This is a genomic window from Bacillus sp. AR8-1 (assembly GCF_008042345.1).
GTDB lineage: Bacteria > Bacillota > Bacilli > Bacillales > Bacillaceae_G > Bacillus_A > Bacillus_A cereus.
This window is the reverse complement of record NZ_QNUB01000002.1, coordinates 50,855-62,649: the sequence shown is the minus strand read 5'-3', so window position 1 is coordinate 62,649 and position 11,795 is coordinate 50,855. Positions and strand designations below refer to the sequence as shown.

Sequence of the window (11,795 nt, the reverse complement as noted above, 5' to 3'; positions counted from 1 at the left end):
AGCGGAGATATCCCCTTTGATTAGAATTGAACTTTCTCCTTATTCGCTTTTAAACTCACCAATAAGCTCTTGTAATTCCTGAGAAAGCCAACTTAAAGAAGTCGCTAATTCTGCAATATCTTGTACTGATATTTCTTGCTCTTTCATGCTTTCTTCAACATTACTACTGCTGTTGGCATAAGTATTTGCAATATGTGATAATTCATTTACGACTTGAACGATATTCTGGCTATTTTGTAAAATGTCACTCGAATTACCCGAAACAGCTTTTACTTGATCTGTAACAGATTGCGCTGATTTGGAGATTTTTTCGAAGAAATCTCCACTACTTTGAACAAGTGAAATTCCAGTTTCTACTTCTTTTGAACCTTTTTGCATTGAAACTACAGCATCTTCTGTCTCAGCTTGTGTTTCACCAATTAATTTCGCTATATCTTTAGCAGACGCTTCCGTTTGTTCTGCTAATTTTCGTACTTCATCAGCAACAACTGCAAACCCTCTCCCAGCTGCTCCAGCACGTGAAGCCTCAATAGAAGCATTTAAAGCTAATAAATTTGTTTGATTTGAAATACCTGTAATTACAGTTACGATATCACTAATTTCTTTTGACCTTGTTTCTAACGAATAAATGATGGAAGATAAATCTTGTACTGCATTTTGAATTAAACTCATTTGATTAATAATTTGTCCAATCACTTCATTACCTTCAATTGAATGTTGCTCCATACCTTCAGAAGCAACCGCAACTTGTTTCGCAGCCCCAGTTATCTCTTCTACCTTATCTTCCATTCCATGTACAATCCCTAAACATTGTTGTACTGAAGTTTTTTGAGACTGTGCCCCTACTCTTAAACCTTCAATAGAACTTGCAATCTCTTGAACTGCCATGCTGTTTTCCTCTGTACTCGCCGACAATTCTTGTGAAGAAGAAGAAACTTGCTCAGCAGTTTGCCTTACTTTATCTATAATCCCTTTAAATTTTTCAATCGTGTTATTGAAATAAACATTAATAATTCCAATATCATCTGGTCTTTCTTTTAATTTAATACTCAAGTCACCTTCACCAATTTTACGTAACCCTTCTCGTAAATCTTTTAATGGCGCTAACGAGTGACGCACGATAAAGAATTGAGTAATAGTCGCAATCGCTAATGAAATAATGATAAAGAGTAAGCCCTGTATCATAAACTTCTCTTTTGTAATAGGAACAATGGAAGCATCTAAGTCAGCCGCAATAATTGCAACAATATTGTTTTCTCCATCTGTAATTGGTTCTAATATTGTTACCCACGAACCTATTTCATCTTCATATACTTCTGTCATTTGGGCCTTTTTCGTATCAATGACTTTATCGTATGCCTTCATCCAATGAGCGGGTTGTTCATAATAATCTCCCGGCTTTATAGGGAACGCATTTGTTAACTCTGTAGTCAAACCAACGAGTTGTAATTCTCGCTTTTCATTCGGCTTTGCTCCTGTAACATACGTTTGTCCAACACTTTTCAATTCTTTTGACACTTCATCTAATTTCTCTGTTAACTTTTCTTTTTTCACTTTTTCGGCTGTAGGATCTTTCGCCATGTCTCTAACTAATTCTACATCCAATTTTTTCAATACTATTTCTCCTGTTTCAATAGACTGCCTTTCAAATAAAGACATCATACTATTTTGAAACATGTTGAAACTTAACGCACCCATACTTCCAACAAGTGTCAAAATAACTAATACGGTTAATAAGACGTTCTTTTGAAGGAACGATAACTTATGCCAATATTTTTTCATTAATATCCACCTTCCTTAATTAGCATAACAAAAAAACAAAATATACGAATATTTTGTTTGAAAATGATTCTCAATATATTCGAGAATAAAAAAAAGCCAATGTAAAAGCATTGGCCAAGACCAACCCTATCCGTCCGGTAACTGGCTAGCATAGCCTTTCGACCTTAGCTCCTGTAGTTTTGCGTCCTCATGTTTCCATCAGTTTGCCTTTCTCGCTGAACGAGTTGAACGATATGGGAGTTCTATGAGAATTAATTTATTCTCTTTCAAAGATTACAACATATAAATCAAAATGTCTACTTATTTAGAGATATAAATACAAATTTTCAATGCATTGCTTTTTCAAAATAATTTCAAAAAGTACGTGAATGTTACTTTTTTTGTGTTATATAATAAAAAATGTATAAATAACAAGGATTTCTTCGGGTATTTATTTAATTTTCATTCAAATTAAACTATTCGAATATATCTTAACTAATGAATTTCGGAGGTAGTTTATCATGTTTTGGCTACAATTTCTTACCTTGTTACTCTGTATTTTTATTGGTGCACGCCTAGGCGGAGTTGGTTTAGGAGTAATGGGTGGAGTTGGTATGGCAATACTCGTTTTTGTCTTCCACTTACAACCAACCGCGCCTCCTATCGATGTAATGCTTATGATTTTGGCAGTAATTACAGCCGCTGGTGCTTTGCAAGCTGCTGGAGGAATGGACTATCTTGTTCATCTAGCTGAAAAAGCATTGCGAAAAAATCCAAAGCGTATTACTTTTTTTGCTCCAATTGTTACTTATTTATTCACACTATGTGCAGGTACTGGTCACGTTGCCTATTCTGTACTTCCTGTTATTGCAGAAGTCTCTCGTGAATCAGGGATTAGACCGGAACGCCCAATGTCGATTGCCGTAATCGCTTCTCAGCAAGCAATTACAGCTAGTCCAATTTCAGCTGCCACAGTTGCTCTTTTAGCAATGTTAGCTGACTATAAAATCACTTTATTAGATATTTTAAAAGTGAGTATTCCTTCTACTTTCATTGCTTGTATGTTAGCAGCATTCGTTGCTAGTAAGATGGGAAAAGAATTAAATGAAGACCCTGGATACTTGAAACGATTAAAAGAAGGAATGATTCCTAAGCTTGAAGAGAAAAAAGAATTTGTAGGTATAAAGGGCGCTAAATTATCAGTTATCCTTTTCCTAGTAGGAACCTTCCTTGTTGTACTTCTTGGTTCATTTGAAACACTTCGCCCAGGATGGATAGTTGATGGAAAGTTAGCTCGTCTTTCCATGCCGAACACAATTGAGATGGTTATGTTAACTATCGCGGCTCTTATTATTATTTTCTGTAAACCAAATGTAGAAAGCATTGTGTCTGGTAACGTCTTTAAAGCAGGAGCAACAGCAGTTGTTGCTATTTTCGGTATCGCTTGGATGGGAGATACTTTCTTTAATGGAAACTTAAATATGATTCAAGGATCTATTCAGCATTTAGTAACAAGTGCACCTTGGCTATTTGCCATCGCACTATTCATTCTATCTATTTTACTGTACAGCCAAGCAGCAACAGTACGTGCCTTAATGCCACTTGGACTATCCCTTGGTATTCCACCAGCGCTACTGATTGCGATGTTCCCTGCAGTAAATGGATATTTCTTCATTCCGAACTATGGAACAATCGTTGCTGCCATTAACTTTGACCGTACTGGTACAACAGGTATCGGTAAATACGTATTAAATCATAGCTTTATGATTCCAGGCTTAATTGCAACATTTACTTCTATCGGAATTGGAATGCTTTTAATTTCTATTATGTTTTAAAGAAAAAGCACAAACCCTTATTTAAAAAGGTTTGTGCTTTTTTAATCAAATGTTTGTTTAAATTTTTTGGGCAGTCTACTTCTCGATGTAGCACTTAAAATACTACATGTCCTTTTCTACAAACTTCTCTTTACTTCTTCAGCTAATTTTCTCGTACTTTCATACGCAGATTCAGCTAAACTAATTGCTGAAATAACTGAAACACCGTCCGCACCCGCTTCTATAACTGCCGCTGTATTTTCAATTGTAATCCCACCAATACCAACGATTGGCACTGTAATTCCTTGTTCTCTAAAATAAGCTAATCCTTTCGTTCCTTGAACCGCTTTCGTATCTTTTTTCGTACTCGTTGGAAAAATAGGTCCAACGCCTAAATAATCTGCTCCATTTTCGATTGCAAAGCGTGCTTCTTCAATTGTATGAGCAGATACGCCGATAATTTTATCTCCCATTTTTTCACGAACAGATGTAATCCCTTCATCATCTTGTCCTACATGAACACCATCTGCATCTAATTCAATGGCTAATTCTACATCATCATTTACAATGAAAGGAACACTATATTCCTTACAAAGCGTCTGCAATTCTTTTGCAAAGCGCACTCTATCTCCTCCGATTAAAGAACCTTCCCCCTTCTCGCGAAACTGAAAAAGTGTCACTCCACCATCTAACGCTTCTTTCAATACAGCTAAAGGATCCCTCGTGCAGTTATTACTTCCCATAATAAAATACACTTGCAATAGGTTAGACATTTTCTTTGTTTCAATGCGCATCATGTGTTTCATCCCCCTTACTCTAACTCCTCAATCTTCCCATATTTCTCTATATCAGCTGAAGTTGTATTCGCTAATTGATTTAAAAATTCAATTTGGAAACTACCTGGCCCTTTTTCTACTGTTTTAGCAGCTGCCAGTTCCGAAGCTACACCATAAAACGTTAATGCTGCTACAGTTGCCTTTACATAATCTTTTTCAACTGCTACAAATGCTCCTATTACTGAAGTTAGTAAACACCCTGTTCCCGTAACTTTCGTTAAAATAGGGTGACCGTTTCGAATAAGAACAGTTCGCTCTCCATCTGTAACAACATCTTCTTTTCCAGTAATGACCGCAACTGTATTCAATTCGTCTGCTGCCTGCCTTGCAATGCTTACAACATTGCCCTTTCCAGTACCAGCGTCTACCCCTTTAATTTCCCATTTTTCATTAATAACATTTGCTATTTCAGCTGCATTTCCGCGGATAATCGCTAAATCGATTTCGGCTGGAATATGTCTCGCAACTTCTGTTCGATACGAAGTTGCTCCTGCACCAACTGGGTCAAATAGTACTGGCACATTGTTCGCATTTGCTGATTTACCCGCGAGTAACATCGCTTCTACTTCTTCAGGACGAAGTGTCCCCATATTTAATACTAACGCTCCAGCAATGCTAGCCATTTCTGCTACTTCTTCTTTTGCATACGCCATTACAGGCGATGCTCCAAGTGCCAACAAACCGTTAGCAGTAAAATTTGTTACAACAACATTTGTAATATTATGAACGAGCGGATTAGATTCTCTCACCAAATCCACTACTTTACTAATTTCTTTCATATTCATCCTTTTCATCTCCTAACTATAATGATGGGAGATACACAAAAAGACACTTTGCGCGTACGCAAAGTGCCTGAACATGTGCTTTTACACTCTCCCTACGCTGGCATTATCCAACAGGTTCAAATGGTCAATGACGGACTAGTCATACTCTCAGTTTGCATCCACAAACTCCCATGTGCTTATTATTCATCTACTTCAAAGTCTACTCTTATTCTACTAAAATAACAAGTTCTTTACTTTTCTATTTCATATAGAAGCAACCTATATAACAATAAACATAATCAAGTGAAACTTTAATCAGTGAGTGTTTTGTTCATCCCACTAAAAACCGATCAAATATGGAGCGAAACTGAATCTCAAGAAGATGTATGCTATATTTAACTTATGGAAATTTGAAAGGATGTTTTTAATATGTCAAAAAGCGTTGTAATCGCTGAAAAACCTTCCGTTGCACGAGATATTGCTCGTGTACTGAAGTGTGATAAAAAAGGAAACGGCTATCTTGAGGGTAGTAAATATATTGTAACTTGGGCTTTAGGTCATCTCGTTACATTAGCAGATCCAGAAAGTTATGATGTGAAATATAAAAAGTGGAATTTAGAAGATTTACCGATGCTACCTGAGCGTTTGAAATTAACGGTTATTAAACAAACTGGTAAACAATTTAATGCTGTAAAAAGTCAGCTACTTAGAAAAGATGTAAATGAAATTATTGTAGCAACAGACGCTGGACGTGAAGGGGAATTAGTCGCACGCTGGATTATCGATAAAGTTAAGCTAAATAAACCAATCAAACGTTTATGGATTTCTTCTGTAACCGATAAAGCAATTAAAGATGGTTTTGCAAATTTAAAACCAGGTAAAGCCTATGACAATTTATACGCTTCAGCAGTTGCACGTTCAGAAGCTGACTGGTATATCGGTCTTAATGCAACTCGTGCTTTAACGACTCGCTTTAATGCCCAGTTAAATTGCGGCCGTGTGCAAACCCCTACTGTTGCTATGATTGCTAGTCGTGAGGATGAAATAAAGAACTTCAAAGCTCAAACTTACTACGGCATCGAAGCTCAAACAATGGAGAAGCTCAAACTTACTTGGCAAGATGCAAATGGCAATAGCCGTAGTTTTAATAAAGAAAAAATCGATGGTATTGTAAAAAGTTTAGATAAACAAAATGCTACTGTTGTGGAAATTGATAAGAAACAGAAGAAGTCATTCTCTCCTGGTCTTTACGATTTAACTGAATTGCAACGTGATGCAAATAAAAAGTTCGGTTACTCTGCTAAAGAAACATTAAATATTATGCAAAAATTGTATGAACAGCATAAAGTACTAACGTACCCTCGTACAGATTCACGCTACATTTCATCTGATATCGTTGGAACACTTCCAGAACGTCTAAAAGCATGTGGTGTTGGAGAATACCGTCCCTTCGCACATAAAGTATTACAAAAGCCTATCAAACCTAACAAATCATTTGTTGATGATAGTAAAGTAAGCGATCATCATGCGATTATTCCAACAGAAGGATACGTTAACTTCGCAGCATTCACAGATAAAGAACGCAAAATTTATGATTTAGTTGTAAAACGTTTCTTAGCTGTTTTATTCCCAGCATTCGAATACGAGCAACTAACATTACGTACCAAAGTTGGTAGTGAAACATTCATTGCACGCGGAAAAACGATTTTACATGCTGGTTGGAAGGAAGTATACGAAAATCGATTTGAAGACGATGATGTAACTGATGACGTAAAAGAGCAGATTCTACCTCACATTGAAAAAGGCGATACATTAACTGTAAAGTTAATTATGCAAACATCAGGTCAAACGAAAGCACCTGCACGCTTTAATGAAGCAACCTTACTTTCAGCAATGGAGAATCCTACAAAATATATGGATACGCAAAATAAACAACTTGCTGATACGTTAAAATCGACTGGTGGATTAGGTACTGTAGCGACACGTGCAGACATTATCGACAAGCTATTCAATTCATTCTTAATTGAAAAACGTGGTAAAGATATTCACATTACTTCAAAAGGTCGCCAGTTACTTGATTTAGTACCAGAAGAATTAAAATCTCCTACACTAACTGGTGAATGGGAACAAAAACTTGAGGCTATCGCAAAAGGTAAATTGAAAAAAGAAGTATTCATTTCGGAAATGAAGAACTATACGAAAGAAATTGTTTCTGAAATTAAATCGAGTGATAAAAAATATAAACATGACAACATTTCAACGAAGTCTTGTCCAGATTGCGGTAAACCAATGCTAGAAGTAAACGGCAAAAAAGGAAAAATGCTCGTTTGCCAAGACCGTGAATGTGGTCATCGTAAAAATGTATCTCGTACAACAAATGCTCGCTGTCCGCAATGTAAAAAGAAACTAGAATTACGTGGTGAGGGTGGAGGCCAAATTTTCGCATGTAAATGTGGCTATCGCGAGAAATTATCAACATTCCAAGAGCGACGTAAAAAAGAATCTGGAAACAAAGCCGATAAACGCGACGTTCAAAAATATATGAAACAACAGAAAAAAGAAGAAGAACCATTAAATAACCCATTCGCGGAAGCATTAAAAAAATTAAAATTTGATTAAACAAAAAGGTTCCTACCTCTATCGGTAGGAACCTTTTATTTTAGTGAATGATTTTACTTCCTTTTGCATTCTCAACAAATTTTTCACTTGATTTGTTAATTGGTGTTTTCAGTAATAACGCAGCAACAATCATAACTACTACGAAAGCACTTAACACAAGTAAATCTCGCGTTACGATATCCCAAAGCATTCCACCAACTGTTTCACGAATTGCGCTAATTGCGTATGTGAATGGTAAGAACGGATAAATCGCTTGGAAGAACGCTGGTGTCATTTGGATTGGGAATGTTCCGCCCGATCCTGCTACTTGTAGTACAAGTAAAATAATCGCCATCGATTTCCCAACGTTTCCGAAAATAGAAACGAGTGAGTATACGATACAAACGAAGACTCCACCAATAAATAAACTAAATAACACAAACCAGAACTTATCGACTACGTACGTACCGAGTAAGAATATATCTCCCATCGATACGATAAACGCTTGTGAAAGACCTATCGTTAAGAATGTTAATAAACGTCCGAAGTAAATTTCATGGCTCTTATAATTCGCGCCCTCTTCGTGTACTTCTACCGTTAATAATGAAACCATTAATAATGCGCCTACCCATAATGCAAGCACTGTATAGAATGGTGACATCGCTGAACCGTAGTTCGGCATCGCAAATAATTTATTTTCTTTTAAATTTACTGGATTCGCAAAGTAATCACTTTGCTTTTCAACATCATTTTTCAATAAGCGTATAATGTCTTTTAAATCCTCTTCAGATTCAAAATCACGAATTTTATCTGCTAATTCTTTAATCTTTTTCTCAGTAGCTGGCATTTCAGCTTTAATGTCTGCTAATTTCTTTTTACCATCTACTAAACCTTTTGATGAATCTTCTAGTAATTTTTTAACATCTGGAAGCTTTTTGTCTGCATCATTTAAAATTTGAGTTGTATTTTTCGACATCTCTTTTGTACGAGCAATTGCTGTATTGAAATTAGGTACAATTTCTGAATCATACGTCGATAATACATCTGTTAATTGAGCTGATCCGCCCTTCGCAGCGTTGTTAATACTTTCAATTACATCTTTTGTAGGTTTCTGGCCATTGTTAAGAAGTGTAATTCCCTTATTCGTTGCCTCTACACCTTTTTGTAAGCTGCTTTTCGCTTTGTTTAATTTTGCGATTCCATTATTAAGGTTTTTATCACTATTTACATCCGCTAAAACCTTATTTGTACTTTCTAGAACTGGAATCATATCATCAATTAAACCGATTCCAGATTGGAATTGACCATTTAAGCTATTTAAAGCTACTTTCGTTGAATCTAAACCGTTAATACCTCTATTTTGTACATCTTCTTTTGCTTTCTGTAAATCTGCTTTTGCACCTTCAAGGCTATTTTTTGCTTTATCATAATCTGCTTTTGCATTATCATATATTTGATTTGCATCAGCTTTAGCTTGATCTACCGCGCTAACTGCCTTTTTATAATCAGCTACAAACGTTTCATTGTAATCTTTTTCAGCTCGATCGATTAAAGCATTTGTTTCATTTAATTTCTGATTAATTCCATCACGCACATCTTGTTTAACTTCCTGACCTGTGCTAATTAAATCGTTTAAACGTTTAAAACGATTATTTAAATCTTGTTGTCCATTCTTAATATCCGTTAAATGCTCTTTTCTTGTTTTAAAGAAATTTTGCCCAAACTCAGTTTGAGCCCCTTGCTCTAAACGAGCCATAACATCAATTACATAAGAAAGATTGTCAATATGCGTTTGAAGATTATTAGATATAGTCGAAATATTTTTCTTAGCTATCTCTGGATCAACGCTTCCATTTTGCAATCCATCCATAACACTTTGTGCATAAGCTGTTCCTGCACGTGATGAGCTTAGAACATTATTTACTGTTTGATTAATATTTTGTGCTATCCCTTTATACCCATCACTATTCAACTTAGAAAGATCTGGTCTCGCTGGGAATTCAGGTAATCCATTCATTCCAGACAAATCAGGAATATTTAATTCTACACCTGGATTCATTAAAAAGTCAGTAAATGCAGCTGCACTATCCATAACGCCTTTTGCTGCCACTAAATCATTTCTTATCGTCCCTGGAGCATTTTTTAATGTTTGATCTTGTCTTGCAAAGAACTTATCTAAATTCGCCAACGCTTCCTGCCCATCATTTATTACACTCTCTACAACAGGTAAATCTTTCTGCGCTACTTTCACAACATCTTCTGCTCGAGTTGCATCATCTAACGCCTTATCCATGAGTGTATTCATTTCTGGGAACTGCGCTTCTAGCTTAAAGACAAGATCTTTTACTTTCTCGATACTTGGTAAGTTTGTTTCTAAATCGATTCCAAGGTCATTGAAAATTTTAAAAATCTCACCGTTTGCTGTTTTAACAAAGTTTTTACTAATTTCTTCTGTAATACCTGATGCACCTTTTGCTGTAATCTTCGGTGCAATCGCGTTTACTTTCTCATTTACATAGTAATCCAGTTCTGGTTTTTTCGGATTTTCATCCAGAACAGTTGCGATTTTTTCAGAGAAGTCTTTTGGAATCGTAATACTTGCATAATAATCCCCACGCTCAACTCCGTAAATTGCTTGTTTTTCATCTACAAATTTCCAGCCAAGATTTTTGTTTTTCTTAAGGGAGTCTACAATCTCTTTCCCGATATTAATATCTTTCCCTCTTAAATTAGAACCTGCATCTTGGTTGGAAACTGCAATGGGAACCTCTTTTGTATTTCCATACGGATCCCAAGAAGCTTTAATGTTAAACCATGCATATAACGATGGTAAAATCATTAATCCTAAAACAATAACAATTGCAGCCCAATGTTTGGCTACATTCCGTAAATCTGTCTTATAAATACGCCAAATTTGTTTCATAGAAGTTATCACCTAATTATATATTTTTCCTTCTTTAGAAAATGATACATACATTTTGCAATTATATCACTTTCTACATCGTGTATTAACCAAAAACGTACTATTTTTTCCCATTAACTTTCACTTACTTCATTATATAACGAAGTGAGTCAAAGTATGAATACAAAATGACCAAATCGGTTTTACATTCAATAATAACAAATATATATGAAATGTCATAAAAAATACAAGTATTTTCTCTTGGAAATACTTGTATTCCTAAAAAAAATCCTCACAGCTTTTATTCTCTGTGAGGATTTCTTCTATTATATATCCAATTGAACCTCTACACCGAAATGATCTGAAATTACATTTCTGTTTGTACCATTGAAAATAACTTTTGAAGAATGAACTTTTTTACTTTGGTTACACAATATTAGATCGATTCGCAAATTATGTTTATTTTCATCCCAACCAGCAATCTCACCTTGGACAGTCGTTCCTTCATCCTTCTCTATTGCTAATTCATATGTGTCATACAACCCTTTTTGCATCATATACTCATAACCTTCGCCTTCCAACCGAGCATTGTTATTAAAATCCCCCATTAAGAAGGCGAGCTTATTGCTATCTACACGCTCCATCAAACGATCAACTTGACCTTTGAATGACTCTTCTTCATCATTCCACCAACCGAGATGGCAAGAGTAAAACGTTATATCCTTACCATTATAAGCAATTGTTGTACTTACAATTTTACGTGTTTTCCAATACGTTGTATCCTCGTTTTTTGAAATGAAGAACGTATCTTCTTTTATAATATTATGCTTCGTTATAATCGCTAATCCTTCTTCATACACGTCATAACCAATATGAGAGAGATCCCAAGTAATATTGTAATCTTTTACATGTAGCGCTTTTAACTCTTCTAATAGTAAAAGTCCAAAATTATCTTCTTTCTTGTTACCGCATACATTTTCAGCTTGTATGGACTGACTTACTTCTTGCAATGCGATGACATCGTACTCTTCTTCTTGAATTACTTTAGCAAGGTATTGTATCTTTTCTATTTGATTCTCTTCTTGCCAAGAATGACAGTTTAAAGTTAGCAATTTCATAT

Annotated in this window: 7 protein-coding genes and 2 riboswitches; of the genes, 2 read left to right on the top strand and 5 right to left on the bottom strand. The window is 35.5% G+C overall.

The features are described from left to right. Positions 1 to 39: 39 nt before the first annotated feature. On the bottom strand, positions 40 to 1,782 hold the full coding sequence (locus DN400_RS00745) for a methyl-accepting chemotaxis protein (RefSeq protein WP_000761081.1): 1,743 nt from the start codon (positions 1,780 to 1,782) through the stop codon (positions 40 to 42). A 133-nt stretch (positions 1,783 to 1,915) separates the two neighbouring features. Further along, a riboswitch (cyclic di-GMP riboswitch) is annotated at positions 1,916 to 2,000 on the bottom strand. A gap of 282 nt (positions 2,001 to 2,282) precedes the next feature. Between DN400_RS00745 and DN400_RS00740 the strand changes: the two genes are divergently transcribed. After that, complete coding sequence (locus DN400_RS00740) at positions 2,283 to 3,596, top strand: anaerobic C4-dicarboxylate transporter family protein (protein ID WP_065229690.1); 1,314 nt, start codon at positions 2,283 to 2,285, stop codon at positions 3,594 to 3,596. 116 nt (positions 3,597 to 3,712) lie between these two features. Here DN400_RS00740 and thiE read toward each other — a convergent pair whose 3' ends face one another. Together thiE and thiM are read right to left on the bottom strand one after the other, a co-directional pair. Further along, complete coding sequence (gene thiE / locus DN400_RS00735) at positions 3,713 to 4,372, bottom strand: thiamine phosphate synthase (RefSeq protein ID WP_000984531.1); 660 nt, start codon at positions 4,370 to 4,372, stop codon at positions 3,713 to 3,715. A 14-nt stretch (positions 4,373 to 4,386) separates the two neighbouring features. Beyond that, complete coding sequence (gene thiM, locus DN400_RS00730; RefSeq protein WP_147801476.1) at positions 4,387 to 5,196, bottom strand: hydroxyethylthiazole kinase; 810 nt, start codon at positions 5,194 to 5,196, stop codon at positions 4,387 to 4,389. A 72-nt stretch (positions 5,197 to 5,268) separates the two neighbouring features. Beyond that, a riboswitch (TPP riboswitch) is annotated at positions 5,269 to 5,378 on the bottom strand. 226 nt (positions 5,379 to 5,604) lie between these two features. Between thiM and topB the strand changes: the two genes are divergently transcribed. Next, positions 5,605 to 7,794 carry a DNA topoisomerase III gene (gene topB, locus DN400_RS00725; protein WP_097821964.1) on the top strand — a complete coding sequence of 730 codons (2,190 nt, stop codon included), beginning with the start codon at positions 5,605 to 5,607 and terminating at the stop codon, positions 7,792 to 7,794. Positions 7,795 to 7,834: 40 nt separating this feature from the next. Here topB and DN400_RS00720 read toward each other — a convergent pair whose 3' ends face one another. Then, a complete protein-coding gene (locus DN400_RS00720; protein ID WP_097821965.1) occupies positions 7,835 to 10,696 on the bottom strand; it encodes a YhgE/Pip domain-containing protein in 2,862 nt (953 codons plus the stop codon). A gap of 305 nt (positions 10,697 to 11,001) precedes the next feature. After that, positions 11,002 to 11,793, bottom strand: coding sequence for an endonuclease/exonuclease/phosphatase family protein (locus DN400_RS00715; RefSeq protein ID WP_065229689.1), 792 nt, complete (start codon positions 11,791 to 11,793; stop codon positions 11,002 to 11,004). Positions 11,794 to 11,795 lie beyond the last annotated feature (2 nt).

Coding starts and splice junctions, on each gene's coding strand:
- thiE (WP_000984531.1), bottom strand. CDS start 4,372: ATGATGCGCATTGAAACAAAGAAAATGTCTAACCTATTGCAAGTGTAT.
- DN400_RS00720 (WP_097821965.1), bottom strand. CDS start 10,696: ATGAAACAAATTTGGCGTATTTATAAGACAGATTTACGGAATGTAGCC.
- DN400_RS00715 (WP_065229689.1), bottom strand. CDS start 11,793: ATGAAATTGCTAACTTTAAACTGTCATTCTTGGCAAGAAGAGAATCAA.
- DN400_RS00745 (WP_000761081.1), bottom strand. CDS start 1,782: ATGAAAAAATATTGGCATAAGTTATCGTTCCTTCAAAAGAACGTCTTA.
- thiM (WP_147801476.1), bottom strand. CDS start 5,196: ATGAATATGAAAGAAATTAGTAAAGTAGTGGATTTGGTGAGAGAATCT.
- DN400_RS00740 (WP_065229690.1), top strand. CDS start 2,283: ATGTTTTGGCTACAATTTCTTACCTTGTTACTCTGTATTTTTATTGGT.
- topB (WP_097821964.1), top strand. CDS start 5,605: ATGTCAAAAAGCGTTGTAATCGCTGAAAAACCTTCCGTTGCACGAGAT.